The following is a 25,046-nucleotide window of genomic DNA, read 5'->3' as shown; positions in this document are numbered from 1 at the left end:
CGAAGGCCCCTCCACGGCTCTGCTCAGCACCAGCTCGGGCTCCAGGAAAGGACTCCACCCCATGCCCCTCGCCGACGTCGCCGCGCTCGCCCTGCCCGCCCACGCGGCTGTTGCGCCAGTAGCCGCGACCTCCTGGAAGACCGTCTCGGTCCGGCCCGGCGACACCATCTGGGACCTCGCGATCGCCCACCGCACGACCGTCAGGGCGATCGTCGAGAAGAACCGGCTGGTCCGCGGTGGCGCCGTCATCAGGCCGGGACAGAAGCTGCTGGTGCCCGCCCCCGCGGCCGCACGTCCGAAGGCTGCTCCCCACCCCGTCCGCTCCGTCGCGCCGCACCGCACGACTGCCAGGGCGTCGGCGGGCGACCGCGTGCACGTGGTGGGCGCCGGTGACACCATGAGCGGCATCGCGCAGCGCTACGGCGTCTCACTGACGAAGCTGCTGGCCGCCAACCGGCTGCGCCACGCGGACATGATCTACGGAGGGCAGAAGATCATCGTGCCCGGCGTGGGATCCTCGACGAAGCCCGTGACCCCCGCGCCCAGGGCGACGCCCCCGACCGGCTACAGGTACCCCGACAAGACCGCCCGGGCGGTCGCCGCGAGCAAGGCAGCACTCGCCGCGAGGAGCGTGCCCTCCCGCACGGCGACCTCCGCCATGGTCCGTGCCACGGCGATCCGTCACGGGGTCGACCCCAAGCTGGCACTCGCGATCAGCTACCTGGAGTCCGGCTGGTACCAGCGTGCCGTCTCCTTCACCGACGCCGTGGGCGTCATGCAGATCATGCCGACGTCGCAGACCTGGGCGTCCGAGCTCGCCGGCCGCCGGCTCGACCGCCACGACACCCAGGACAACATCACCGCGGGGGTGCTGATCATCCGCGCCCTGCAGGCGGGCGCGGACTCGCGCGAGCAGGCCATCGCCGGCTACTACCAAGGCCTCTACTCCGTCCGCACCAAGGGCATGTACGACGACACGAAGGCCTACGTCGCCAGCGTCATGGCGATCTACAACCGCATGTGACCGCGTCGCGGTCGGCCTTTCACAGGTCCTCGCCGCAGTGCTCTTCGCGGTGAGGTGGACTCCCCCGCTCACGGGACACCGAACCGCATGCCGGGCGGCCTGCGCCGGATGAGCGGGAGCTGCCCGTAGACTCCGTGCGGTGACGTCCAGTGTGGCGGACGCCCTCGTCGGTCGCGTGATCGACGGCCGGTACCGCATCCTCTCCCACCTCGCGGACGGTGGCATGGCCTCCGTCTACGTGGCGCTGGACGGACGCCTCGACCGGGAGGTTGCGCTGAAGATCATGCGTCCCGGGCTGGCCGCCGACGAGGTCTTCGTCAACCGGTTCCGCGCCGAGGCCCGCTCGGCCGCCCGCCTCAGCCACCCCAACGTCGTGGCCGTCTTCGACCAGGGCGAGGACGCCGGTGAGGTCTTCCTCGCGATGGAGCTCGTCGAGGGCAAGACGCTGCGAGAGGTGATCCACGAGGAGGCGCCCCTCACCGCGCGGGAGGCGCTCGCCGTCCTGGAGCCGATCCTGCTCGCGCTGCGCGCCGCCCACGTGGCCGGCATGATCCACCGCGACGTCAAGCCCGAGAACGTCATCGTCCGTGGCGACGGCGAGGTCAAGGTCGCCGACTTCGGGCTCGCCAGGGCCATCACCAACCAGACCACCACGAGCCAGACCGGCGTGCTGCTCGGCACGGTCTCCTACCTCTCCCCCGAGCAGGTCGAGCGCGGAGTCGCCGACCCTCGCAGCGACGTGTACGCCGCAGGCCTGCTCCTGTTCGAGATGCTCACCGGGCGCAAGGCCGTCACCGGCGAGACCCCGATCCAGATCGCGTACAACCACGTCCACGGCAGCATCCCGGCCCCCTCCTCGGTCGTGCCCACGGTCCCGGACGCGCTGGACGAGCTCGTCGCCCGCGCGACGGCACCGCGGCCGGACGACCGGTTCGAGTCCGCGGCGGAGTTCGTGACGGCGCTGCGCGGAGTGCGGCGCGGCCTCTCCGGGGCGGAGCTGGACCGGCGTGGCCCGGCCGTCGTGCCCGACCCCGCCACGACCTCGGGACGGCGTCCGCTCGAACCGACCCAGCAGCACTCCGGCGTGTCCCGGCCCTCCCCCGATCGAGCCACGGAGGCGCGACGCGCCGCGCTCGCCGGCCTGCCCGTTCACGACGAGCCGGTCCTCGAGCACACCGCGGCCATGCCGGTCGCACACGACCGTCGCCGCGGTGCGCCAAGGCGCTGGCCGCTGTGGTTGGCAGCGACGCTGCTCGTCCTCTCGGGCGGGGCGGGAGGCTGGTGGTTCACCGCGGGGCCCGGTGGCTCGACGACGGTGCCCGGCGTCGTCGGGCAGCCGCTCGCCCAGGCCCGCGCGGCGCTCACGCGGGCCTCGCTGGAGGCGCAGGAGACCGAGCAGTTCTCGGAGACGAAGGCCAAGGGGGTCGTGCTCGCGGTCGACCCTGGCGCCGGCACGGAGCTGGGCAAGCAGTCGACCGTCCGCCTCGTCGTGTCCAAGGGCAAGGAGCGGTATGCCGTGCCCCAGCTCGTCGGGACCAAGGAGGGCGACCTCGGGGCAGCGCTGTCGCCGTTGACGCTGCGACTGGGTGAGACCTCCCGGGCCTGGAGCGAGACAGTTCCCGCAGGAGCCGTCGTCTCGCAGGACCCGGCGCCCGGGACCTCCGTCAAGCGCGGCTCCAGCGTGGCGGTGGTGGTCTCCAAGGGCCGCCAGCCGATCGAGGTACCCACGGTCACGGGCACCTCGTTCGACGCCGCGTCCGCCGCCGTCACCAAGGCCGGGCTGGTGGTCCGGCGCGGCGCCGACGTCAACAGCGACACCGTTCCGGCCGGTCAGGTCGTCTCGCAGTCCCCTGACAAGGGCACCCTGTACCGCGGCGACGCCGTCACGCTGGTCGTGTCCAAGGGTCCGGTCATGGTGCAGGTGCCCAACGTCGTGGGGCGCGCCTCGGGCAACGCGGAGAAGGCGCTCACCGACCTGGGGTTCGCGGTCAAGAAGGAGGCGGGCCTCTTCGGTCCCGTCTTCGACCTCGTCCAGCACCAGAGCGTCAAGGGCGGCGACTCGGCACCCAAGGGCAGCACCATCGTCCTGACCGTCGTCTGAGCCGCCCGTGGACCACTCGGCGCGCTCGCGCCTCGCGACGATCCTGCTCGTGTCCCTGACCGCGGTCTGGGGTTCGACGTTCTTCCTCATCCGCGACCTGGTGGTCCACGTCCCGCCCATCGACTTCCTCGCGGTGCGGTTCGCCATCGCCGCCGTCATCATGCTGGCGTTGTTCTGGCGCCCCGTCCGCGCGCTCACCTCGCGCCAGGTCCTCGTCGGCGTCGGACTCGGGGCGCTCTACGGCCTGGCCCAGATCGCCCAGACCGTCGGCCTCGCCACCACTCCGGCATCGGTGTCGGGCTTCATCACCGGGACCTACGTCGTGCTGACCCCGCTGCTCACGGCCCTGCTGCTGCGCGAGCGCGTCGCCGGCTCGACCTGGCTCGCCGTCGGCCTCGCCACGGCCGGGCTCGCCCTGCTCTCGCTGCGCGGCCTGTCGGTCGGTCCGGGCGAGGCGGTCACCCTCGTGTCGGCCCTGCTCTATGCCCTGCACATCGTCGGTCTCGGTCGCTACAGCGCCTCCGAGGTCGCCGTGGGGCTGTCGGTGGTGCAGATGGTCGTCATTGCCGTGCTGTGCGGCATCGGCGCCGTGCCGGACGGGATCGTGCTGCCCCAGACGGCCGGTCAGTGGGCCACCGTCCTCTACATGGTGCTCTTCGCCAGCATCCTCGCGCTCTGGGCCCAGACGTGGGCGCAGGCCCACCTGCCCGCGACCCGCGCCGCGATCGTCATGACGATGGAACCGGTCTTCGCCGCCTTCTTCGCCGTGGTCTTCGGCGGTGAGTCGCCGACGTGGCGCATGGTCGCTGGCGGCGCGATGGTGCTCACCGCGATGTATGCCGTCGAGCTCGTCGCGACGCGCCGCCGTCCCCGCGAGCTGCCGGCCGAGGCCCTCCACCACGAGGTCTGAGCCCCGTCGTCCTCGGGCGACGTCGGGAAGGAGACTGCCGGTCGCAGCCCGAGGGTCAGGCGGCCGGGCCCGACCGCAGCAGCGCGGTGAGGACGTCGACGGCGACGTCGGTGCCCGCGTCGTCGACGTCGAGGTGCCAGACGAGGCGCACGGCACCCGGCCCGACGGCATACGTGCGCACCCCACCGGCGAGGGCCGCCTCGACGAAGGCCGCCGAGGTCCACCCCGCTGCCGCGACGTCGGCGATGACGATGTTGGTCTCGACGGTTGCGAGATCGACCACCCCGGGAGCGGCCTCCGCCAGTGCCTCGGCCGCCCGACGCGCGCGAGCATGGTCCTCGGCGAGCCGCTCGACGTTGTGCTCGAGGGCGTAGAGCCCTGCGGCGGCGAGGATCCCGGCCTGGCGCATACCCCCGCCGAAGCGCTTGCGCCACACGCGCGACTCGGCCATGGCCTCGGCCGAGCCCACGAGCACACTCCCCACGGGCGCCCCGAGACCCTTGCTGAGGCAGACCGAGACGGTGTCGAACTCGCGGCCGTAGTCCCCGACCGGCACACCGGACGCCACGTGGGCGTTGAAGAGGCGCGCGCCGTCGAGGTGCATCGCGACGCCCCGCTCGCGGGTGAGAGCGCGGGCGCGTCGGATCTCCTCGAGCGACTGGACGGTGCCACCACCGAAGTTGTGGGTGTTCTCGACGACCACCAGCGAGGTGCACACCTGGTACGGACCGACGCCGGTGACCATCAGGGACGCGGCGTCGTCCGCACGGAAGCGCCCGCGCTCGGACGCCCACGTGCGCGACGAGATGCCGGACAGCACGGCGGCAGCGCCCAGCTCGGCGCGCACGACGTGCGCCAGCGAGTCGCCGATGAGCTCCTCACCCGGCTTGACGTGCAGACGCACGCCGAGCTGGTTGGCCATCGAGCCGGACGGCGTGAAGAGCCCTGCCTCGTGGCCGAGCAGGTCGGCGAGGCGCTCCTCGAGCGCGCGCAGCGTCGGGTCCTCGCCGAAGACGTCGTCGCCCACCTCGGCCCCGGCCATGGCTTCGCGCATCGCCTCGGACGGCCGCGTCAGGGTGTCGCTGAGCAGGTCCGCCTTGTACGGGCTGCCGGTGCCCGACGCCACCTCAGGCCTGGCCGAGCATCTCGGCGACGACGAACGCGAGCTCGAGCGACTGCTGGTGGTTCAGGCGCGGGTCGCACACCGACTCGTAGCGCTTCTCGAGGTCGGAGTCGATGATCTTCTCGGCGCCGCCGAGGCACTCGGTGACGTCGTTGCCGGTCAGCTCGACGTGGATGCCGCCGGGGATCGTGCCGAGCGACTGGTGCACCTCGAAGAAGCCGCGGACCTCCTCGACGATGTCCTCGAAGTCGCGTGTCTTGTAGCCGGAGGGGCTCTCGAAGGTGTTGCCGTGCATCGGGTCGCAGATCCACGTCACCGTCGCGCCGGACGCGGTCACCTTGTCGACGATGGCCGGCAGCGCGTCGCGGATCGTGCCCGCCCCCATCCGCGTGATGAAGGTGAGGCGTCCCGGGGTGCGGTTGGGGTCGACCTTGTCGATGAGCCGCAGCACCTCGTCGATGTCGGCCTTGGGGCCGAGCTTGACGCCGATCGGGTTGCTGATGCGCGAGACGAAGTCGACGTGGGCGCCGTCGAGCTGGCGGGTGCGCTCGCCGACCCACACGAAGTGGCCGGAGGTGTCGTAGAGGCGCCCGGAGCGCGAGTCGATGCGAGTCAGCGGCCGCTCGTAGTCCAGGAGCAGCGCCTCGTGCGCGGCGTAGAACTCGACGGTGCGCATGGCGTCGAAGTCGGCGCCACAGGCCCACATGAAGCGCATCGCCTTGTCGATGTCCTTGGCGATCTTCTCGTAGCGCTGGTTGGCCGAGTTGGCGACGAACCCGCGGTTCCAGTCGTGCACGTGGCGCAGGTCGGCGAATCCGCCTGTCGTGAAGGCGCGTACGAGGTTCAGGGTCGCCGAGCTCGCGTGGTAGGCGCGGACGAGGCGCTGCGGGTCGGGGACGCGCGCCGTCTCGTGGAAGGCGAAGTCGTTGACCATGTCGCCGCGGAAGGCGGGTAGCGTCACGCCCTCGCGGGTCTCGACGGTGGAGCTGCGGGGCTTGGCGTACTGGCCCGCCATCCGCCCGATCTTGACGACCGGCACGGAGGCGCCGTAGGTCAGGACCGCGGCCATCTGCAGGATGGTCTTGATGCGGTCGCGGATGTTGTCGGCCGTCGCGGACGCGAACGTCTCGGCGCAGTCTCCGCCCTGGAGCACGAACGCCTCGCCGACGGCAGCCTTGGCCATCCGGTCGGTGAGGATGTCGCACTCGCCGGCGAAGACGAGCGGCGGGTACGACGCGAGCGTCTCGATCACCTCGGCCAGGGCGGCCGTGTCGGGCCAGGCAGGCTGCTGCGCGGCCTCGAGCTCGCTGGCCGCAGCCGTGAGGGCGGCGAGGGCCTCGGACCCGTCACCGGGTGCAAGGCCGACATCGGCGGTGACAGACCTCGTGTTCACCCCGCAAGCGTAGACGCCGCAGGCGGCCGCCCCCGCCGGGGTCCGCATCCCGAAACCTCGAGCGACCCGAGGGCGTATGCCGCCCGGCCCGGTCGCGGGGGGCGCCGTCTCGTCCACGCGCCGGCGGGCCCAGGACAGCGGAGTCGCTCAGGAGGGGTCGGCGAGGTCGAGGCCGCGCTCCATCGCGAACCGGGCGAGCTCGACCCGGTTGTGCATCTGGAGCTTGCCGAAGATGTTCTGGACATGGTTCTGCACGGTGCGGTGCGAGAGGAAGAGGGTGGCCGCGATGTCCTTGTAGCCCATGCCGGTCGCGACGTACTTGAGGATCTCGGTCTCGCGGTCGGTGAGCTCGGGGATGGGGCGCTCGGGCGTGCCGCCGCCGGCCGCCTTGACGCGCCGGAACTCGCCGAGCACCAGCCCCGCGAGGCCCGCGGTGAAGACGGGCTCGCCGACGGCCGTGGCGCGCACAGCAGCGAGGAACTCCTCGCGGCCGGCCGACTTCACGAGGTAGCCGAGCGCTCCTGCCTTGACGGCGTCGAGGACGTCCTGGTGGTCGCCGCTCGCGGACAGGATGAGGATGCGGGTCGGCACCCCCGCCGCGGCCAGGGCGGCGCAGACCTGCGCGCCGCCGAGACCCGGGAGGTTGAGGTCCAGGACGAGCACGTCGGGCGTGGTCGCGCGGGTGCGGGCCAGCGCCGAGCGCCCGTCGTCCGCGGTCGCGACGACCTCGAAGCCGGCGTCGGCGAGGTCGCGGGCCACCGCGTCGCGCCACATGGGGTGGTCGTCGGCGACCACGACGCGGATCTGCTCCGCGCGGGCGAGCGGCTGCGGCGGGAGGGCGTCCTGCTGTCTCGTCACGATGCTCCTGGGACGTGGGTGCCGGGGTGGGGATGGGCAAGGCCGGGACGGCGGGCCGCCCCGGGTGCCCGGTGGTGGGGGACGCGCATCTCCACCGTGGTGCCACCGGTCGGCCCGGAGGTGACGGTGGCGGTCCCGCCGAGGTCGGCCAGCCGTCCCAGGATGCTCGAGGAGACGCCGAGACGGCCCTGGTCGGCCGCCTCCTCCAGACGCCCGGGAGGAACGCCGGCACCTGAGTCGCGCACCGTGACGGCCACCTCGTCGTCGTCCGCGTCGACGAGCACCCACGCCCGCGCCTCGGTGCCGGCGTGCTGGCGCACGTTGTCGAGCGCCGCCTCGACGGCGGCGACGAGCTCGTCGGCGACGCGCCGCGGCAGGAGCACCGGGTCGGCGGGCGAGACGAGCTGGACGCCCTCCCCCTCGACGTGGCGCAGCAGCGCCCGCAGGTCGGCGTCGCCGCTCACGGCCCGCCCCACCTCGGCGAGGTCCGTCTGGCTCACCAGCGTGCGCAGGATCCGCTCCTGCTCGCCGGCCATCGCCCCGAGCCTCGCCGCCTCGCCGCCGAGGTCGCCGGCGCGGCGGTTGATGAACGCGAGCGTCTGGAGCACGCCGTCGTGGACGGTCCGGGCCAGGCGGTCCCGCTCCGCCCGGGCGGCGTCGAGCCGCATCGACTCCGCGAGCGCCGCATGGCTCGCCCGTGCGAGGTCGACGCAGTAGCCAAGGCAGCCGCCGAGCATCAGGCCGAAGATCGAGTTGGTGACGGTGTTGGGCGTCGGCTCCACCACCTCGACGAAGGAGCACGCCGCCACCACGGCCGCCGCGACGAGCCCGCCGCGCCAGCCGCGGAGCACCGCGAAGCCGACGACAGCGGCCGTCGGCCAGATGGACGGGATGGTCTTGGCGCCCCCCGTGATGACGGTGGGGTCGTCGACCAGCCGCGTCGCGAGGATGGCGGCGCACCCGATCGCGAGCTCGACCGTGTAGGCCCGCACCTCCCGCACCGGGCGGAGGGTGACCGCCAGGGTCCAAGCGGCCAGGACCGCGAGGACCGCGACCGCCGCGGCGGGGTGCGCGATGCGGTCGTGCCGCTCCCAGGCCGCCCACACGGCATACGCGAGGGCCAGCCAGCGGAAGACGTCGATGACCCTCCACAGCCCCCGGACGACGGCGTGCTCGTCGGCCAGGACGCGGCCTGCCGACGAGGCGAGGACCTCGGGCTCAGCCCGGCCACCCGGCCCGGCGGAGCCGCGGCTGGGCGCCATGCCTCAGGAGGCCGCCACGACGGGGGTGTCCCCCTCGTCGTCGCGGTCGTCGGCCGCGCGCCCCTTGCCCTCGTCGGCTCGGGACTTGCCCTCGGCCGCGTCGAGAGCCGCCTCGAGCTCGGGCGCGGCCGTGCCCGGCTTGGCAGCCTCCTGCAGCTCCCGCGCCTTGGCCCGGGCGGCCGACATGAGCCGGTCCTTCATCGACGTCGCATACATGTCGACGTACTCCTGGCCCGAGAGGAGCATCAGCTCGTACATGATCTCGTCGGTGATCGAGCGCAGCACGAACCGGTCGTCCTCCATGCCCTCGTAACGCGAGAAGTCGAGCGGCTTGCCGACCCGCACCCCGACCCGCATGATCCGCGGGATGACCTTGCCCGTGGGCTGCGCCTTGTCCGTGCCGATCATGGCGACGGGGATGACGGGGACCTTGCCCTCGAGCGCCATCCGGGCGACGCCCGTGCGGCCGCGGTAGAGCCGTCCGTCGGGCGATCGGGTGCCCTCGGGGTAGATGCCGAGCAGCTCACCGCGGCGGAGGACCTTCAGGCCCGAGTTCAGGGCGGCGTTGCTCGCCTTGCCGCCGGAGCGGTCCACGGGCAGCTGCCCGACGCCCTTGAAGAAGGCCGCGGTCAGCCGGCCCTTGACGCCGCGGCCGGTGAAGTAGTCGCTCTTGGCCAGGAAGGTCACCCGGCGTGAGACGACCAGCGGCAGGAAGATGGAGTCGGAGAACGACAGGTGGTTGCTCGCGAAGATCGCGGCACCCTCATCGGGGATGTTCTCGTCGCCCTCGACCCACGGACGGAACAGGAGCTTGATGATCGGCCCGATGACGATCGTCTTGAGGAACCAGTAGAACAACCGTGTCCGCCTTCCGTCTGTGACCGGTCGAACTCTACGTCACTCGCGCGGGCCGGGCGCCGCATGCGAGGATCATCAAAACCAGTCGTTTCGCCCCAGGAGCCGTCGTGAGTGATCGTGACCTCGACGCCGAGTTCGCTCGCATCATCGCCGGCTGGGACGAGGAGGCGCCGGACCCGCAACCGCGCGCGCCGCGCCAGGCCGAGACGGAGGTCGCCGAACCCGATCAGGGCGACGCCACAGACCCCCACCCCGCGGGTGACGAGGGCGACGCAGACCAGCAGCCGCCGACCGCATCCGCGGTGCCGGAGACATCGGGCGCACCGGTTGCTCCGAGTGCTCCGAGCGCTCCGGGTGCTCCGGCTGCTCCCGGCTCCCCCACCTCCGCCGCCCCGTCCGCCCAGCTGGGGCTGCCCATCGCGCCGACGACGTCGCACTCCTGGCGCGGCAGCACCGCGCGCGACGGCGTCGACGGCACCGACGGCGCCCTCGACGCGGCAGACGCGGTCGACGACGACGAGCACTTCGTCCCGCCCTCGGAGATCGACCTGCCCTCCGCCGAGACCGACCCGATGTTCTGGGCCATCGTCGGCGGCCTCGTGGGCGGTCCGCTCCTGCTCCTCTACCTGCTCTTCTTCGACCGGGACGGCAGTGGCTGGTGGATCGCCACCGCGCTCGCCATGGTCGTCGTCGGCTTCGTCCTGCTCGTGCTGCGCGGCGGGACCGAGCGCGACCCGTTCGACGACGGCACCCGGCTCTAGCCGGTCGGCGGCTCGGGCGGCCAAGAGGTCGTATGCCGTCCCGCCGGCTCCGCGAAGGGCGGGACCTAGCTGCGTCGTCAGCCTCCTCGGCACCTCCTGCAGGCACAGCACGTCGGGGTCCACGGCGCGGATGACGCGTGCCACCGCAGCCCGGTCGTCCTGGAGGTCGCGCAGGTTCCAGCTCATCACCCGCAGGAGGTGCGGCGGAGTGCGCCGCACCATCGTCAGTGGCCGGCGCGGGCGAGCTCGGCCGCGCCGATCAGGCCGGCGTCACTGCCCAGCACGGCACGCACGATGCGCGCCTCGGGACGGTAGCCACGGCCCGGGAGCTGGCGGCGGAAGGCCTCGCGGGCCGGGCCGATCAGCATCTCGTCGGCCGCGCTGACACCACCGCCGATGACGAACAGCCCGGGGTCGAACGCCGACGCGAGGTTGGCCAGGCCCACGCCCAGCCACTCACCGATGTCGGCGAGCAGCTCCCGGGCGGTCGCGTCACCCTCCCGGGCCGCCTCGGTGATGAACGGGCCGGTGAGGCCGTTCGCGTCGCCGCGGAGGCGTGAGAGCAGGTCGGCCACGACCGGCGACCCCGCCTCGATCATGGCGCGGGCCTCGCGCACGAGGGCGTTGCCGCTCGCGTACTGCTCCCAGCAGCCGCGGTTGCCGCACTCGCAGCGCACCCCGCCCGGCATGATCTGCATGTGGCCGAACTCGCCGGCGATGCCGTAGCGGCCACGCTGGACCTTGCCGTCGATGATGAGCGCGCCACCGATCCCCGTGCCGAGGGTGATCACCACGACGTGCGACTCGCCCCGCGCCGCCCCGAAGGTCGCCTCGGCCCACGCCGCCGCGTTGGCGTCGTTGTCGACGGTGATCGGCAGGTCGATGCGCTGCGAGAGCGCCTCGCGCAGGGGTTCGTTGCGCCACGAGAGGTGCGGGGCGAACACGACGGTCGCCCGGTCCTCGGCGACGAAGCCGGCTGCCCCGATGCCGACGGCGACCACGTCACCGGGCTCGACCTGGCACAGCAGCTCCTCGACCGACTCGACGATCGTGTCCTCGACGACCGAGGGCGACGTCGACCGGTGCGGGGTGTCCCGACGGGTGCGGTGGACGATGACCCCCGACTCGTCGACGACACCACCGGCGACCTTCGTGCCGCCGATGTCGATGCCGATGGCAAGTCGCCTGCTCATGCCCTGCCTTCCGGTCCGGTCCCGTCGTCCTCGCCGGGTGATGCCTGCCGTTCGCGTTGCGCCGCAGCCAGCTCGCGCAGCGCGCCGGCCGCGAAGCCGACGAAGTCGGCCACTCTCTCGATCGTGTCCGGGCTCACCTGCTGGACGAGCGCGATCACCTGGCAGACCGGGCACACGCGGCAGGCGGCAGGCGTGGTCCCTCCGCAGGTGCACTCTCCCGGCCCCGCGTTCCCCGCCTGCTCGGCCTGCGCCGCCGGCCCGGCGCGCCCCGTGCCGTCCGAGCCCTCGGGACCGGGCGGGCTGCCGGCCGGCGCCGCCCTGCCCGACCCCGCTGCGTCACCGCGGCCTGCAGAGCTGCCGGACGGCATACCCGAGGACGCGGGCCAGCCGCGACGCGACAGCAGCTCGACGAGCTTGGCCGCCTCCTCCGCCACGCTGGCGTGCGGCGGCGCGTCGGCGCCTCCTCCTGCGGCGGGCGGGGGCGTGGGCTCGTCCGGCTGCGGGGGCTGCTCGGACCGGTCGGTGGGCGTCACGTGCGGTCGGAGGCCTCGACGCGCTTCTTCAGCTCCTTGAGGGCCGTGTCGACGATGACCTTCTCGGCCCGACGCTTGAGCAGCCCGATCATCGGGATCTTGACGTCGACGGCGAGACGGTAGGTCACCTTCGTACCGGTCCCGTCGGCCACCAGGGTGTAGGAGCCGTTCATCGTCTTGAGCACCTGGGCCGACACCAGCGACCAGGACACGACACCGGTGCCGTCCTCCACGACGTCCCAGTCGTAGTCGAGGACGTAGGTGTCCTTGATGGCGCCGGCGTCGAGGGTGAACTGCACCTGGTCGGCCCAGCCGTCGCCCTCCTCGGCGAGCACCGTCACGTCCTTGACCTCGCCGGCCCAACGGGGATATGCCTCGAAGTCCGCGATGACGTCGAGCACCTCGCCCGGGGGTGCGTCGATGACGATGGAGGACTCCGTGCGATCGGCCATGCGCGGAAGGCTATCGCGTCAGCGGCGCACCACACGTCGCGTCCCCGGCCCGCGCCGCAGTCACGCCGGGGGGCCGTCCCGCCCGCCCGTCTGCCGCGTCACGCCCGCGTCCACCGGCCACCGCCACCGCCGGTCCGCTGCGTGCCAAGATGGGGACGACGGCAGCCCTGCGCCGACGGACCCGTCTGCACCGGGACCCGACTGTGACCTTGCTGACGTGGCCCATGTGGGTTACCCGTCGGTATGGTGCAGCCCAGTTCCCGCCCCACGAGGAGTGACAGTTGAAGGACAACGTCGTCGCACCGCTTGCCCCGGTCACCACGGAGGGCAGCCTCGCGGACCTGCCCGCGCGCAACGCGGCCGAGGCACCGACCGAGACCGCGTTCTCGCGCAAGACGCCGTCGGGCGGGTGGACACACCTGACCTGGTCGCAGTTCGCCGAGGACGTGGCAGCCGTCGCCAAGGGCCTCGTCGCGGAGGGCGTCCAGCCCGGCGACCGGGTCGGCCTCATGTCGCGCACCCGCTACGAGTGGACGCTGGTCGACTTCGCCGCGTGGACGGCAGGGGCCGTGGTCGTTCCGATCTACGAGACTTCCTCCCCGGAGCAGGTCCAGTGGATCCTGTCCGACTCCGACGCCCAGCTCGTCGTCGTCGAGACACCCTCACACCGTGGTGTGGTCGACCAGCTCCGCGGCGACCTCCCCTCGCTGCGCCACGTCGTCACGATCGAGGACGGCGGGCTCGACGGGCTGCGGGAGAAGGGTCGAGCCGTGTCCGACGAGGAGCTCGCGTCCCGCAAGGCCGGCCTCGACCGCCGCTCGGTCGCCACGATCATCTACACCTCCGGCACCACCGGACGGCCCAAGGGCTGCGAGCTGACGCACGGCAACTTCCTCGACCTGGCCGAGAACGCCATCGAGAAGCTGGGACAGGTCGTCCTGACCGAGAACGCCTCGACCCTGCTCTTCCTGCCCCTGGCCCACGTCTTCGCCCGCTTCATCGAGGTGCTCTGCGTGACCGGCAAGGCGCGGATGGGCCACTCGGCCGACATCAAGACGCTCCTCGACGACTTCGCCGGGTTCCAGCCGACCTTCGTGCTCGCCGTGCCCCGCGTCTTCGAGAAGATCTTCAACTCCGCGGAGGCCAAGGCCTCGGCCGAGGGCAAGGGCAAGATCTTCCTCCGGGCCGCCACCGTGGCGATCGCCTACAGCGAGGCACTCGACGCGGGGGGTCCCGGCCTCTCGCTGCGCCTGCAGCACGCCCTCTTCGACCGGCTCGTCTACGGCAAGCTGCGGGCGGCCATGGGCGGCAAGGTGCGCTACGCCGTGTCGGGCGGCGCGCCCCTGGGCACCCGCCTGGGCCACTTCTACCGGGGCATCGGCGTGGTCATCCTCGAGGGCTACGGCCTGACGGAGACCACCGCCCCCGTCGCGGTCAACACCCCCGACAAGATCAAGATCGGAACCGTGGGGCCGCCGCTGCCGGGCACCGGCATCCGGATCGCCGACGACGGCGAGGTCCTGCTCAAGGGCGTCGGGGTCTTCACGAGCTACCACGGCAACGCGAGCGCCACCGCCGACGCCATCGTCGACGGCTGGTTCCACACCGGCGACGTCGGGGAGCTCGACGACGACGGCTACCTGCGGATCACCGGGCGCAAGAAGGAGATCCTCGTGACGGCCGGCGGCAAGAACGTCGCACCGGCCGTGCTCGAGGACCGCCTGCGTGCTCACCCCCTCGTCTCCCAGTGCATCGTCGTCGGCGACCAGAAGCCCTTCGTCGGCGTGCTGGTCACGCTCGACGAGGAGATGTGGCCGCTGTGGGCCAAGAGCCACGGGCTGGAGGGTGTGACGCTCGAGCAGGCGCGGACGCACCCGCACGTGCTCGAGGCGCTGCAGGAGGCGGTCGACCGCGCCAACGAGGCGGTGTCCAAGGCCGAGTCGATCCGCAAGTTCTCCGTGCTCTCCGGTGACTTCACCGAGGCCAACGGCTACCTCACGCCCTCGCTGAAGCTCAAGCGCAACGTGGTCATGAAGGACTTCAGCGACGAGGTCGACAAGCTCTACGCCTGAGGCGGGCGCCTGAGGGGTCAGCGCAGCAGCCGCTCGAGGCGCTGCTGCCACCTGCTGACCACCGCGGCGCGGCTCGTGTGCAGGACGCTCCCGAGCGCGTCGTCCACCGCTGCCTCGCTGTCGCCCAGGCGAGCGGTGGGCATGTCGCTCCCTCCTGCCGCCGCCCGGTAGAGGCGCACGACGGCCGGGGTGCCATGGACGTCGGCCAGGGTGCGCAGGGCCAGCAGGGAGAGCCCGTATGCCGCCGGGAGCGAGGCGGTGCCCGGCTCGAAGTCGGCGTCGGCGGGCAACCCAGACGGGAGCCGCGATGCGCGTACCTGCTGCAGGGCCGGGGCGACGATCGTCGCCTCGGGCAGGTCGATCGGCTCGTACGCGACGAGCTCAGCGAAGCCCTCCGAGAGCCAGAGCGGGACGGCTCGCGTCGTCGAGGCCCGGACCGTGACGTGGGTCAGCTCGTGCGTCATGACGACGTCCCGTCCTGCGGGGCGCAGGGCGGCCCAGGCGCCGGGGACGAGGACGATCCGGTCCGCACCCGCGCGCTGGCCGGGCGTCAGCGGGCCGTCGGTGGCGGCCGCCACCTCGCCGAGCCCGTCCGTGGTCCGCCCGAGCAGCGCGGCGGCGTCCGTGTCGGTCGCGGGCGCGACCCACACGGCCGGCCGTGCCGACCCCCAGACCGCGGCCACCCGGGTCGCGGCCGTGCGTGCGCGCGCGACGACCTCGTCGACCCGTGACGACCCACCGACGGCGAGCACGAGCGAGGTGGGCGACCTGCGCACGACCAGATCGGCGAGGTCCCAGGGCTGGGGGCGCCCTGAGGGGCTTGATCCCGACACCACGAGCCGGGCGGGGGCACCAGAGGGGGCCTTCAACGTCAGGTCGAGGTCGAAGGCTCGGGGTTGCGTGTCGAACCCACGCAGCCTGTAGGTGAGGCTCACCCTGGCGTCCCATTCCACGGGGACACCGGCGGGGGCGGGCACCGGCGGTGTCGTCTCGCGCAGGCCGGCCACGTGGAAGTCGCCGGCCCCCATCCGGGCCATGCGGTCGAACACGGCCGCCTGCGTCCCGCTCATGGACGCGTCAGGACGGTCGCCGAGGGCTCCCAACCAGCCGGCGCGGTCGGATCGTCCGACGGCGGTGTACCGGCGCTGCACCAGGTCCGTGACGGAGCGAATCCGCGCTCCCGCCCACTGCTCGGGAGCCACGGCGACGCTCGTGCCCGTGTCGTCGAGCGACGAGGAGGAACCGGCTCCGTCCGGGGCTGCGGCGGCGTGCCCGTCATGGGCGGAGGGCTGTGGGGACGGGTCTGCGGCGGTGCAGCCCGTCAGTGCGACGACGGTTGCGGCGGCAGCGAGTGCGCGCCGAGCCATTGAACGACGCGTCCGACTCCACACCGCGTCATGGTGTCACGCGACCTCGTTGGTGTTCCCATCGTCCCGTGGCCGGCGCGGCCTGCTGTCACACTGCGCGACGGGTCCGTGCGCGTCCGGCGCCGTGACCTGCGGCCGGTGCAAGCTCCGCTCGAGCCGCGTTGGCGGTGGCGGTGGTGACCAGCCCTGCCGCGAGCAGTGCGGAGACCGCACGCCGCTCGGCGCGGTCGAGCGGCGCCGTCAGCGTCTCCGGCGCCTCGGGTTCGTGAGCGTGGGAACCGGGCACGGAGGCGCCCGGCCGCAGCGGAATCGACGCCAGTGCGGTGACCACGCACTCAGCGCAGTGGACGTCCCGCACGGGGCAGGTCTGGCAGTCGACGAGCATCATCCTGGGTCCACCTCTCATCTCTCCTTGCGATCTGTCAGGAAAGACGCTAGGTCCCGCCACCGACAGTGGACGTCGGCTCTCCCGGGGTCCGGCCTGCTGCGGGGGTGGCGGGTGCCGGAGCCGTGGCCGCCGCCCGCCGCGCCTTCGCGCCGTTGTCGGCGGCGCGGCATACGGTCCAGGTCATGCAAGCGATCCAGGCCACGTTCGACGATCTCGGCACCCCTCTCGCCGACGTCACGTTCGTCGTCGTGGACCTCGAGACCACCGGCGGCACTCCCGCCCAGTGCGGCATCACCGAGATCGGCGCGGTCAAGGTCCGAGCCGGGGAGGTACTCGGCGAGTTCCAGACGCTGGTCAACCCGGCGGAGCCCATCCCGGCCTTCATCTCCGTGCTGACCGGCATCACCGACGCCATGGTCCGCGACGCCCCTCGCATCGAGAGCGCCCTGCCCGCCTTCCTCGAGTTTGCCGCCGGCAGCGTCCTCGTGGCGCACAACGCCGGCTTCGACATCGGCTTCCTCAAGGCCGCTGCAGCGCGGGTCGGCGCTTCCTGGCCGGGTTTCCCGGTCCTGGACACCCTGCACCTTGCTCGCCAGCTCGTCGTGCGCGACGAGTCGCCCAACCACCGGCTGTCCTCGCTCGCGCAGGTCTTCGGATCGTCGACGACGCCCGACCACCGCGCCCTGCACGACGCCCGCGCCACCGTGGACGTCCTCCACGGGCTCATCGAACGAGTGGGCAACCTCGGGGTGCACACCCTCGAGGAGCTCCGCAGCTACAGCTCCAGGGTGACGCCGTCCCAGCGACGCAAGCGGTTCCTGGCCGACCCCCTGCCCAGCGCCCCGGGCGTCTACCTCTTCAAGGACGGCAGCGACCGGGTCCTCTACGTCGGCACCAGCCGCGACATCCGCACGCGCGTGCGCACCTACTTCACCGCGTCCGAGCAGCGCAGCCGGATGGCCGAGATGGTGCGGCTCGCCCACGTCGTCCACCCGATCGTCTGCCAGACCTCGCTCGAGGCGCAGGTGCGCGAGCTGCGGCTCATCGACGAGCACAAGCCACGCTTCAACCGCCGCTCCAAGCACGGGCGGACAGGTGTGTGGGTCAGGCTGACGCAGGAACGCTTCCCGCGGCTGTCCATCGTCAAGAAGGTCAGCGACGACGGCGCCCATCACATCGGGCCATTTCGCTCCCGGGCCACCGCGCAGGCCGCGATCGACGCCGTCCACGAGGTCGTCCCGCTGCGGCAGTGCACCGGGCGGGTCACCGGCCGTGGCACGGCCTGCGCCCTGGCAGACATGGGCCGGTGCGGCGCCCCGTGCACCGGCGCGCAGAGCGAGGGTGACTACGCCGCCGTCGTCGAGGACTGCCGCGCCATCTTCTCCGGGGACGCGCGGCCGACGGCCGGACTGCTGCACGCGCGCCTCGAGGAGCTCGCCTCGCAGGAGCGTTTCGAGGACGCCTCCCGCGTGCGCGACCGCTTCCTGCAGCTCGTGCGCGGGGCCGCCCGGGCACAGCGACTGGCACCGCTGCTCCGCACCTCGGAGATCGTGGCCGCGCGCCGCAGCGACCTGGGCGGGTGGGAGCTGGTGTCCATCCGTCACGGCCGGCTCGCCGGCACCGTCGTGAGTCCCCGCGGGGCCGATCCGATGCCCTACGTGCACGCGATGCAGGCCACCGCCGAGGTCGTCCCGCCGCCCAGGCCCGGACACCCGGCGGCCCTGACCGAGGAGACCGAGATCCTGCTGCGCTGGCTCGAGTCCCCCGGCGTGCGCATCGTCGAGCTCGACGGGACGTGGACCTGCCCGGTCGGCGGCGCCGGGCTGATCCGCAGCCGGCTCGAGCCCGCCGTGGCCTCTGCGCAGGAGGTCGTCGGGTTCGACAACGACGTGCCTGCCGGTCGGGGCGCCACCCGCAAGCCGGTCGGGGGCCTGACGCGCACCGGCAACGGCCTGCGCCGAGCCGTGTAGGCACGGCTAGGGTGGCCTCGTGATCACCGCCATCGTCATGATCCGCTGCGAGGTCGACCGCATCCCCGAGGTCGCCGAGGCCGTCGCCGACATCCCCGCCGTCTCGGAGGTCTACTCCGTGACCGGTGACGCCGACCTCATCGCCATGGTGCGGGTGAAGGCCCACGAGGAGTTCGCCGACGTCATCGCCGACCGGCTCAACAAGGTCCAGGGGATCGTCGGGACCTCCACGCACATCGCCTTCCGCACCTACTCCTCGCACGACCTCGAGGCCGCCTTCAGCCTGGGTCTCGAGGGCGACTAGCGGGCACGACGGTCACGGGGGCACGCAGGCGCGACGAGACCGAGGCCTCGCGCAGGGAAGTTCGGTCGAGACGCCGGCGTTTCCAGCGGGAGAAAGCGGCGGTCAGCGACGGGTGGCCTCGACCCAGCGGTCGACGAGTCCGGTGGCCGCGCCGCTGTCGATGGCGTGGGCGGCTCGGTCCATCCCCGCCCGCACGTCCGCCTCGAAGTCCGCCTGGGTCGGCCCGGAGTCCGGCTGGGTCACCGCCAGCGCGATGCCGGCGTTGAGCAGCACTGCATCACGGACGGCACCGGTCGCCCCCGCGAAGACGTCGCGGACGACACCGGCGTTGTGCGCGGCGTCTCCCCCTCGCAGCGCCTCCACCGGGTGCAGGGACAGCCCGAGACGTGTCGGGTCGAGCGACCGCTCGGTCACGACCCCACCGCGCACCCACCAGACGTGCGTCGTCGTCGAGACCGTCACCTCGTCAAGGCCGTCGTCACCGCGGAAGACGGCGGCGTCCTTCCCGCGGTCCGCGAAGACCCCGGCCAGCAGCGGCGCCATGCGTGCGTCGGCGCAGCCCACGGCGGCATACGTCGGCTGGGCCGGGTTGGTGAGCGGACCGAGGAAGTTGAAGGCGGTCCCGATGCCGAGATCCCGGCGGGGCACCGCCGTGTGGCGGAAGGACGGGTGGAAGGTCTGGGCGAAGCAGAAGGTGATTCCCGCCTCGGACGCAACCTCGACCACCCGCTCGGGCGGCAGGGACAGGTCGACTCCCAGGGCCTCCAGCACGTCCGCGGAGCCCGAGGAGGAGGAGGCGGCGCGGTTGCCGTGCTTGACCAGGCGGACGCCCGCCGCGGCGGCCACCATCGAGGACATCGTGGAGATGTTGACGGTGTGTGCCCGGTCACCGCCGGTGCCGACGATGTCGAGGCTCGGCCCCGGCACCTCGATGCGGCGGGCGTGCGCCAGCATCTGCTCGGCGAGCCCCCGCATCTCCTCGACACTCTCCCCCTTCGCGCGAAGCGCCACGAGGAAACCCGAGACCTGGGAGGGCGTCGCCTCCCCGGTCATGATCTGGGCCATCGCCCACTCGGCCGTCCCCTGGTCGAGGTCGTGACCGGCGATCAGGGCGGTGAGGACGGCAGGCCAGGTCGCGGTTGCGTCCGCCGGCATGCTCAGGCCGTCGGCACGCCCGGGCGCGCGAGCGTGGCAACCGCCGACGTCAGCGCGATCGGGTCGAGCGGGTGCGGCACGGCGAGGTCCGCCTGGGACCAGGCGGCCAGCCAGCTGTCCTGCGGGCGGCCGGTCAGCACGATGATCGACGGGCACTCGAAGATCTCGTTCTTCAGCTGACGGGCGAGTCCGAGACCACCCACCTTGGCGGCCTCGCCGTCGAGGATCAGGATGTCGAACCGGTCGCTCTCGACGGAGCTGATGACGGCGTCTGCCGTGGCGCACTCGTGCCAGCGGACGACCTCGACGTCGCGAGCGGGGCGACGGCCGACCGCGGCACGGACGGCGTCGCGGGTGGTGAAGTCGTCGCTGTAGAGCAGCACGCTGACCCGGGCCACCGGGCGTCGCGACCCGGTCGAGCCGGTCGTCGCGAGGGTGGTGGACGTGCCCTGCGCTGCGCTGTCGTTCGAGGCGGTCATGCCGCCGATGCTACCGGGGTGCGCAGCGGCCTCCACACGCACCTCGCCGCTCGGACACCCGGGGCTTCGGCAGGCGTCCTCCTGCCCCGCCGCCGAGTTCAGGACTCCCGGGGTACGGGCTCGGACGGGCATGGGAGGGTTGGTCCTGGACGGCCTCGGCGGCTGTTCAGGGTTCGTGTCGAAACGGTCACGAACCCTCTACACCTGCGCGAGGAGCCGATCCCCCCGGGGGGGCGCTCGCGTAGCCGGACCTGAATGTGGGAATAATGTCCAACGTGGCGACAGCATCGGCAGTTCCTTCAAGCGCAGTGGCAAACCCGGCCCATCACGGGCCTGCGACCCGCCCCAACATGGTCGCCGTCGGCACCATCGTGTGGCTCTCCAGCGAGCTCATGTTCTTCGCGGGTCTCTTCGCCGTCTACTTCCAGCTGAAGTCGGTCCGTCCCGACCTCTGGGCGACGCACACCGAGAAGCTCAACGTGACCTTCGCGAGCATCAACACGCTCGTGCTCGTCATCTCCTCGGTGTGGTGCCAGCTGGGTGTCTGGAAGGCCGAGCGCGGCCAGAAGGCGCGCACCGGTGGCCTGCTCGACATCAAGGGCTGGGGCATGCGCGAGTGGTACGTCCTGACCTACCTCTTCGGCGCGTTCTTCATCGCCGGCCAGGTCATGGAGTACTCCGAGCTGACCCGCGACAACATCACGCTGAGCTCCGACGCGTACGGCTCGGTCTTCTACATGGCGACCGGCTTCCACGGTCTGCACGTGACCGGTGGCCTGATCGCCTTCCTCCTCATCATCGCCCGCACCTTCACCACGCGGCGCTACACCCACGCCAACGCCACCGGCGCTGTCGTGACCTCGTACTACTGGCACTTCGTCGACGTCGTGTGGATCGCGCTCTTCGCGACGATCTACATCCTGCGCTGAGCCGGCGCATGAGCAACCGGACGAACCCGAACCACCTCTCCATGGACGACAGGAACCAACAGTGAACGCCTTGGCCGCCCGACGCCGACACCCCGCCGCCATCGCGGTGCTGCTGCTGCTCGGCCTGCTCGTGACCGGTGGCGCCTACTCCTTCCTCGCCCCGAAGGACGCCAACGCCGCTGCTCCGACTGCGACGGCCGACGCCGTCGCGCAGGGCAAGGACCTCTTCGTCGCCAACTGCGCCTCCTGCCACGGCGTCCAGGCCCAGGGCACCAAGTCGGGCCCCTCGCTCGTCGGTGTCGGTGCCGCGTCGGTCGACTTCCAGGTCGGCACCGGCCGTATGCCGCTGGCGGGCCCGAACGTCCAGGCCCCCAAGAACGAGATCAAGTTCGACGACCAGCAGATCGCCGCGCTGGCCGCGTACGTCGCCTCGCTGGGCCCCGGCCCCTCGGTCCCGGACGAGAAGTACACGAAGGTGCTCGAGCCGGGTACCCCGGAGAACAACAAGGCGATCGCCGAGGGCGGCCAGATCTTCCGCGTCAACTGCGCCATGTGCCACAACTTCGCCGGTGCCGGCGGCGCGCTGACGCGCGGCAAGTACGCCCCGTCGCTGCAGGAGACCACGCCGAAGCACATCTACGAGGCCATGGTCACCGGGCCGCAGTCGATGCCCGTCTTCAACGACATGAACATCTCGCCCGAGGCGAAGCAGAAGGTCATCTCCTACCTCAAGGCGCAGGAGGGGGAGACCAACGTCGGCGGCCTCACGCTGGGCAACCTCGGCCCCGTCTCCGAGGGCCTGTTCGCGTGGGTGTTCGGCCTCGGCATCCTCATCGGCTGCGCCGTGTGGCTCGGCAAGAAGGCCGCATGAGCCCCCGCTGCGACGGCCCGCTCACGAACGACGACAGGACCACTTCCCGATGAACGACCACGAGACCACGGACCCGACACAGGGCACCTCCCTCGTCCCGGCGAGCAGCCACGACCAGGAGGTCCTGCCGGCGTCGCTGCTGCCCGGCCCCGACCACTTCGAGAACCCCGGGCTGCCGCCGCACGTCCACCGCGCCGCCGACGACGACCCGGCCGCCGCCCGGCGCGCCGAGCGCCAGGTCGCAACCATGTTCGGCCTGTCGATGCTGGCCACGGTCGTCTTCCTCGTGAGCTACTTCGCGATCCCGGACGAGGCGACCTTCTTCTTCCCGGGCATCGGCGTGGCCAAGACGCAGAACGTCGTACTGGGCCTCTCGCTCGGCATCGCCATCTTCCTCATCGGCATCGGCGCGGTCCACTGGGCCAAGACGCTCATGTCCGACGTCGAGGTGGTCGAGGAGCGTCACGCGCAGGCGTCCACGCCCGAGCAGCGCGCGAAGGCCGTCGCCACCGTCAGCGACGGTGTCGCCTCCACGCAGATCTCCCGTCGCCCGCTCATCAAGTACTCCCTGGGCGGGGCCCTCGGCCTGTTCGCCCTCCCCCTTGGCCTGCAGGTCGTCGGTTCGCTCGGTCCTGTCAACGTCGAGGAGCTGAGGGAGACGATCTGGGACCCCATCAAGTACAACAACGGCAAGCCGGTCCGCCTCATGCGTGACCCGGAGATGACGCCGATCCGCCTCGACGAGGTCACCAACGGGTCCGTCTTCCACGTCATGCCCGAGACGCTGCAGAAGTTCATGGACGAGGGCAAGGGCGTGCTCGAGGCCAAAGCCAAGGCCGCCGTCATCCTGATGCGCCTCGACCCCAGCCTGATCACCGTGCAGAAGGCCAAGGACTGGGGCGTCGACGGCACCCTCGCCTACTCGAAGATCTGCACGCACGTCGGGTGTGCCGTGGGCCTCTACGAGCAGCAGACGCACCACCTGCTGTGCCCGTGCCACCAGTCGACCTTCGACGTCACTGAGGACTGCAAGGTCATCTTCGGCCCGGCCCGACGGCCGCTGCCGCAACTCAAGATCACCGTCGACGACGCGGGCTACCTCGTCGCCCCCCAGGGCTTCTTGGAGCCCGTGGGACCGAGTTTCTGGGAGCGTGCCCGATGAGCACCATTCACGAGTCCCGACCTGCCGACGCCCTGCGCGCCGGCGACCGCCAGGCCGACGAACGAGCCTCAGCCCAGAAGCCCCTCGGTGGCATCGCGGGTTGGATGGACGACCGTCTGGGGGCCGCCAAGGGCGTCTCCTTCCTGGCCAAGAAGGTCTTCCCCGACCACTGGTCGTTCATGCTCGGCGAGATCGCGATGTACTCTATGATCGTCTGCCTGCTGACCGGTGCGTTCCTCACCTTCTGGTTCGTCCCGAGCGCCACCCCGGTGGTCTACGACGGGTCCTACGTCCCCCTGCAGGGCGTGACCATGTCGGACGCCTACCGCTCCACCCTCGGGATCTCCTTCGACATCCGCGGCGGTCTGCTCATCCGGCAGATCCACCACTGGGCGGCCCTGATCTTCATCGTCTCGGTCTTCGTCCACATGGCCCGCGTGTTCTTCACCGGAGCCTTCCGCAAGCCGCGCGAGATCAACTGGGTGTTCGGCACCATCCTGTCGATGCTCGCCTGCATCGAGGGCTTCGCCGGCTACTCGCTCCCCGACGACCTGCTCTCGGGCACCGGCATCCGCGCCATGAACGGCTTCGTCCAGTCGGTGCCGATCATCGGCTCGTACATGGCCTACTTCATCTTCGGCGGCGCCTTCCCGGGCGAGGCGATCATCCCGCGCCTCTACTCGGCGCACGTGCTGCTCATCCCGGCCATCCTCGTGGGCCTCTTCACGGCGCACATCCTGCTGGTGTTCGTGCACAAGCACACCCAGTTCCCCGGACCGGGCCGCACCAACCGCAACGTCGTCGGCTACCCGCTGCTCCCCGTCTACATCGCCAAGGCCGGTGGCTTCTTCTTCATCGTCTTCGGTGTCATCGCGCTGATCTCCGCCGTCGTGACGATCAACCCGATCTGGGCGTACGGCCCGTACGACCCGTCGGCCATCACCGCCGGCTCCCAGCCTGACTGGTACATGGGCTTCGCCGACGGTGCGCTGCGCCTGCTGCCGGGGTGGCTCGAGTTCGAGACGTTCGGCTTCACGTGGAGCATGAACATCTTCCCGGGCTCGATCCTGCTCCTGCCGATCATGTGGGGCATCATCGGCGCCTACCCGTTCGTGGAGTCCTGGGTCACCGGTGACAAGCGCGAGCACCACCTGCTCGACCGCCCGCGCAACGCACCCACGCGCACCGCGATCGGCGTGGCCGGCATCTCGATGTACCTCGTGCTCTTCATGGCGGCCGGCAACGACCTCATGGCGATCAAGCTGCACCTGTCGATCAACGACATCACCCAGGTGCTGCGGCTGCTCTTCTTCATCGCGCCCCCGATCAGCTTCTGGATCACCAAGCGCATCTGCCTGAGCCTGCAGCGCGCGGACCGCAACAAGGTCCTGCACGGCCGCGAGACCGGCACCATCTGGCGCTACGCCGACGGCCGGTTCGAGGAGATCCACGCTCCGCTCACCCCCGAGGAGCGCTGGGTCCTCGTGCAGCACGAGGCGCCCGCTCCCCTGCAGCTGTCGGCGTCCAAGGACGCCAACGGGGTCGACAACCCGGTCGCACGCAAGCAGCGGCTGCGCGCGAAGTTCTCGCACTTCTACTTCGCCGACCGCGTCCCCCCCGCGACGCCAGCCGAGCTGGAGGCCGCTCACCACGAGCACGACCACACGGCTGCTCCCACGGGAGAGCACGAGGCGATCGAGGCGGCCGGTGCCGGCCAGGAGCGCGAGACCATCAAGGCCGACAAGCACCACGGCTGACGCGGCACCTGCCTTCGACAGCACGAGAGGGACTCCCTGGAAGGGGGGTCCCTCTCGTCGTTCCGCAGGTGCGGCGGCGGTTTCGGCGGCCTTTGTGAGAAGTGTCTGGGACGCGCCCGCCGGC

At 71.8% G+C, this 25,046-nt stretch carries 23 protein-coding genes and 1 pseudogene; 11 read left to right on the top strand and 13 right to left on the bottom strand.

What is annotated here, in order from left to right; translation table 11 throughout:
• The first annotated feature begins 61 nt into the window (after positions 1 to 61).
• From ABD241_RS05700 to ABD241_RS05690, 3 genes are all read left to right on the top strand, one after another.
• Positions 62 to 1,024 carry a lytic transglycosylase gene (locus ABD241_RS05700; protein ID WP_344059305.1) on the top strand — a complete coding sequence of 321 codons (963 nt, stop codon included), beginning with the start codon at positions 62 to 64 and terminating at the stop codon, positions 1,022 to 1,024.
• Positions 1,025 to 1,163: 139 nt separating this feature from the next.
• A complete protein-coding gene (gene pknB / locus ABD241_RS05695; RefSeq protein WP_344059303.1) occupies positions 1,164 to 3,125 on the top strand; it encodes a Stk1 family PASTA domain-containing Ser/Thr kinase in 1,962 nt (653 codons plus the stop codon).
• A 7-nt stretch (positions 3,126 to 3,132) separates the two neighbouring features.
• Positions 3,133 to 4,035, top strand: coding sequence for a DMT family transporter (locus tag ABD241_RS05690; RefSeq protein ID WP_344059301.1), 903 nt, complete (start codon positions 3,133 to 3,135; stop codon positions 4,033 to 4,035).
• Between the two features lie 55 nt (positions 4,036 to 4,090).
• Here the strand turns inward: ABD241_RS05690 and ABD241_RS05685 are convergent, their stop codons facing one another.
• From ABD241_RS05685 to ABD241_RS05665, 5 genes are all read right to left on the bottom strand, one after another.
• A complete protein-coding gene (locus tag ABD241_RS05685) occupies positions 4,091 to 5,161 on the bottom strand; it encodes a threonine aldolase family protein (RefSeq protein ID WP_344059299.1) in 1,071 nt (356 codons plus the stop codon).
• A 1-nt stretch (position 5,162) separates the two neighbouring features.
• Positions 5,163 to 6,599, bottom strand: coding sequence for a class II 3-deoxy-7-phosphoheptulonate synthase (locus ABD241_RS05680; protein WP_344059297.1), 1,437 nt, complete (start codon positions 6,597 to 6,599; stop codon positions 5,163 to 5,165).
• A 99-nt stretch (positions 6,600 to 6,698) separates the two neighbouring features.
• Positions 6,699 to 7,409 carry a response regulator gene (locus tag ABD241_RS05675; protein ID WP_344059295.1) on the bottom strand — a complete coding sequence of 237 codons (711 nt, stop codon included), beginning with the start codon at positions 7,407 to 7,409 and terminating at the stop codon, positions 6,699 to 6,701.
• On the bottom strand, positions 7,406 to 8,671 hold the full coding sequence (macS, locus tag ABD241_RS05670) for a MacS family sensor histidine kinase (RefSeq protein WP_344059293.1): 1,266 nt from the start codon (positions 8,669 to 8,671) through the stop codon (positions 7,406 to 7,408). Before macS ends, ABD241_RS05675 begins: the two co-directional genes overlap by 4 nt.
• Positions 8,672 to 8,674: 3 nt before the next feature.
• Positions 8,675 to 9,529 (bottom strand): lysophospholipid acyltransferase family protein, encoded by an 855-nt coding sequence (locus ABD241_RS05665; protein WP_344059291.1) that lies wholly within the window; start codon positions 9,527 to 9,529, stop codon positions 8,675 to 8,677.
• Positions 9,530 to 9,636: 107 nt separating this feature from the next.
• Here ABD241_RS05665 and ABD241_RS05660 point away from each other — a divergent pair, with 107 nt between their 5' ends.
• Positions 9,637 to 10,290 (top strand): hypothetical protein, encoded by a 654-nt coding sequence (locus ABD241_RS05660; protein WP_344059289.1) that lies wholly within the window; start codon positions 9,637 to 9,639, stop codon positions 10,288 to 10,290.
• On the opposite strand, the pseudogene ABD241_RS05655 reads toward ABD241_RS05660, so the two are convergent.
• The 4 genes and pseudogenes from ABD241_RS05655 to ABD241_RS05640 all read right to left on the bottom strand — a co-directional run.
• A pseudogene (locus ABD241_RS05655) lies at positions 10,228 to 10,476 on the bottom strand (endonuclease/exonuclease/phosphatase family protein); the annotation flags it as partial. The gene ABD241_RS05660 and the pseudogene ABD241_RS05655 sit on opposite strands and share 63 nt — an antisense overlap.
• Before the next feature lie 38 nt (positions 10,477 to 10,514).
• The gene (locus ABD241_RS05650) at positions 10,515 to 11,483 is read right to left on the bottom strand and encodes an ROK family glucokinase (protein ID WP_344059287.1); all 969 of its coding nucleotides are present in this window, start codon (positions 11,481 to 11,483) and stop codon (positions 10,515 to 10,517) included.
• Positions 11,480 to 12,016: a hypothetical protein gene (locus ABD241_RS05645; RefSeq protein ID WP_344059285.1), complete on the bottom strand. Its 537-nt coding sequence runs from the start codon at positions 12,014 to 12,016 to the stop codon at positions 11,480 to 11,482. The genes ABD241_RS05650 and ABD241_RS05645 overlap by 4 nt, the downstream gene beginning before the upstream one ends.
• Positions 12,013 to 12,468, bottom strand: a complete 456-nt coding sequence (locus ABD241_RS05640; protein WP_344059283.1) for an SRPBCC family protein — start codon at positions 12,466 to 12,468, stop codon at positions 12,013 to 12,015. Before ABD241_RS05640 ends, ABD241_RS05645 begins: the two co-directional genes overlap by 4 nt.
• 281 nt (positions 12,469 to 12,749) lie before the next feature.
• On the opposite strand from ABD241_RS05640, the gene ABD241_RS05635 reads away from it, so the two are divergent.
• Complete coding sequence (locus ABD241_RS05635; RefSeq protein ID WP_344059281.1) at positions 12,750 to 14,540, top strand: AMP-dependent synthetase/ligase; 1,791 nt, start codon at positions 12,750 to 12,752, stop codon at positions 14,538 to 14,540.
• 17 nt (positions 14,541 to 14,557) lie between these two features.
• Here ABD241_RS05635 and ABD241_RS05630 read toward each other — a convergent pair whose 3' ends face one another.
• On the bottom strand, positions 14,558 to 15,907 hold the full coding sequence (locus ABD241_RS05630) for a hypothetical protein (protein ID WP_344059278.1): 1,350 nt from the start codon (positions 15,905 to 15,907) through the stop codon (positions 14,558 to 14,560).
• An 88-nt stretch (positions 15,908 to 15,995) separates the two neighbouring features.
• Positions 15,996 to 16,295, bottom strand: a complete 300-nt coding sequence (locus tag ABD241_RS05625) for a hypothetical protein (protein ID WP_344059276.1) — start codon at positions 16,293 to 16,295, stop codon at positions 15,996 to 15,998.
• 152 nt (positions 16,296 to 16,447) lie between these two features.
• Between ABD241_RS05625 and ABD241_RS05620 the strand changes: the two genes are divergently transcribed.
• Both ABD241_RS05620 and ABD241_RS05615 read left to right on the top strand, forming a co-directional pair.
• Positions 16,448 to 18,265: a DEDD exonuclease domain-containing protein gene (locus ABD241_RS05620; protein WP_344059536.1), complete on the top strand. Its 1,818-nt coding sequence runs from the start codon at positions 16,448 to 16,450 to the stop codon at positions 18,263 to 18,265.
• A gap of 19 nt (positions 18,266 to 18,284) precedes the next feature.
• The gene (locus ABD241_RS05615; protein WP_344059274.1) at positions 18,285 to 18,569 is read left to right on the top strand and encodes an Lrp/AsnC family transcriptional regulator; all 285 of its coding nucleotides are present in this window, start codon (positions 18,285 to 18,287) and stop codon (positions 18,567 to 18,569) included.
• Between the two features lie 102 nt (positions 18,570 to 18,671).
• On the opposite strand, the gene trpD is transcribed toward ABD241_RS05615, so the two are convergent.
• Entirely contained in the window at positions 18,672 to 19,724 is a 1,053-nt protein-coding gene (trpD, locus tag ABD241_RS05610; RefSeq protein WP_344059272.1) for an anthranilate phosphoribosyltransferase, read from the bottom strand.
• A gap of 2 nt (positions 19,725 to 19,726) precedes the next feature.
• Positions 19,727 to 20,203 carry a response regulator gene (locus tag ABD241_RS05605; RefSeq protein ID WP_344059270.1) on the bottom strand — a complete coding sequence of 159 codons (477 nt, stop codon included), beginning with the start codon at positions 20,201 to 20,203 and terminating at the stop codon, positions 19,727 to 19,729.
• 266 nt (positions 20,204 to 20,469) lie between these two features.
• Here ABD241_RS05605 and ctaE point away from each other — a divergent pair, with 266 nt between their 5' ends.
• The 4 genes from ctaE to qcrB all read left to right on the top strand — a co-directional run bounded on the left by ctaE (position 20,470) and on the right by qcrB (position 24,922).
• Complete coding sequence (ctaE, locus tag ABD241_RS05600) at positions 20,470 to 21,132, top strand: aa3-type cytochrome oxidase subunit III (RefSeq protein WP_425580695.1); 663 nt, start codon at positions 20,470 to 20,472, stop codon at positions 21,130 to 21,132.
• Between the two features lie 61 nt (positions 21,133 to 21,193).
• Positions 21,194 to 22,003: a cytochrome bc1 complex diheme cytochrome c subunit gene (gene qcrC / locus ABD241_RS05595; RefSeq protein WP_344059266.1), complete on the top strand. Its 810-nt coding sequence runs from the start codon at positions 21,194 to 21,196 to the stop codon at positions 22,001 to 22,003.
• A gap of 49 nt (positions 22,004 to 22,052) precedes the next feature.
• The gene (gene qcrA / locus ABD241_RS05590) at positions 22,053 to 23,165 is read left to right on the top strand and encodes a cytochrome bc1 complex Rieske iron-sulfur subunit (RefSeq protein WP_344059264.1); all 1,113 of its coding nucleotides are present in this window, start codon (positions 22,053 to 22,055) and stop codon (positions 23,163 to 23,165) included.
• Positions 23,162 to 24,922, top strand: a complete 1,761-nt coding sequence (qcrB, locus tag ABD241_RS05585; RefSeq protein WP_344059262.1) for a cytochrome bc1 complex cytochrome b subunit — start codon at positions 23,162 to 23,164, stop codon at positions 24,920 to 24,922. Before qcrA ends, qcrB begins: the two co-directional genes overlap by 4 nt.
• The last annotated feature ends 124 nt before the right edge of the window (positions 24,923 to 25,046 follow it).

The organism is Terrabacter lapilli (genome assembly GCF_039531305.1).
In the GTDB taxonomy this organism is placed as follows: domain Bacteria; phylum Actinomycetota; class Actinomycetes; order Actinomycetales; family Dermatophilaceae; genus Terrabacter; species Terrabacter lapilli.
The sequence above is the reverse complement of the archived record's forward strand: the minus strand, read 5'-3'. Positions and strand labels throughout refer to the sequence as shown.

What these genes read in the sequence shown, in the direction of transcription:
- ABD241_RS05700 (WP_344059305.1), top strand. Translation starts at nt 62, where the DNA reads ATGCCCCTCGCCGACGTCGCCGCGCTCGCCCTGCCCGCCCACGCGGCT.
- ABD241_RS05680 (WP_344059297.1), bottom strand. Translation starts at nt 6,599, where the DNA reads ATGCGGACCCCGGCGGGGGCGGCCGCCTGCGGCGTCTACGCTTGCGGG.
- macS (WP_344059293.1), bottom strand. Translation starts at nt 8,671, where the DNA reads ATGGCGCCCAGCCGCGGCTCCGCCGGGCCGGGTGGCCGGGCTGAGCCC.
- ABD241_RS05650 (WP_344059287.1), bottom strand. Translation starts at nt 11,483, where the DNA reads ATGAGCAGGCGACTTGCCATCGGCATCGACATCGGCGGCACGAAGGTC.
- ABD241_RS05640 (WP_344059283.1), bottom strand. Translation starts at nt 12,468, where the DNA reads ATGGCCGATCGCACGGAGTCCTCCATCGTCATCGACGCACCCCCGGGC.
- ABD241_RS05630 (WP_344059278.1), bottom strand. Translation starts at nt 15,907, where the DNA reads ATGGCTCGGCGCGCACTCGCTGCCGCCGCAACCGTCGTCGCACTGACG.
- ABD241_RS05625 (WP_344059276.1), bottom strand. Translation starts at nt 16,295, where the DNA reads ATGATGCTCGTCGACTGCCAGACCTGCCCCGTGCGGGACGTCCACTGC.
- trpD (WP_344059272.1), bottom strand. Translation starts at nt 19,724, where the DNA reads ATGCCGGCGGACGCAACCGCGACCTGGCCTGCCGTCCTCACCGCCCTG.
- ABD241_RS05605 (WP_344059270.1), bottom strand. Translation starts at nt 20,203, where the DNA reads ATGACCGCCTCGAACGACAGCGCAGCGCAGGGCACGTCCACCACCCTC.
- ctaE (WP_425580695.1), top strand. Translation starts at nt 20,470, where the DNA reads ATGTCCAACGTGGCGACAGCATCGGCAGTTCCTTCAAGCGCAGTGGCA.
- qcrA (WP_344059264.1), top strand. Translation starts at nt 22,053, where the DNA reads ATGAACGACCACGAGACCACGGACCCGACACAGGGCACCTCCCTCGTC.
- qcrB (WP_344059262.1), top strand. Translation starts at nt 23,162, where the DNA reads ATGAGCACCATTCACGAGTCCCGACCTGCCGACGCCCTGCGCGCCGGC.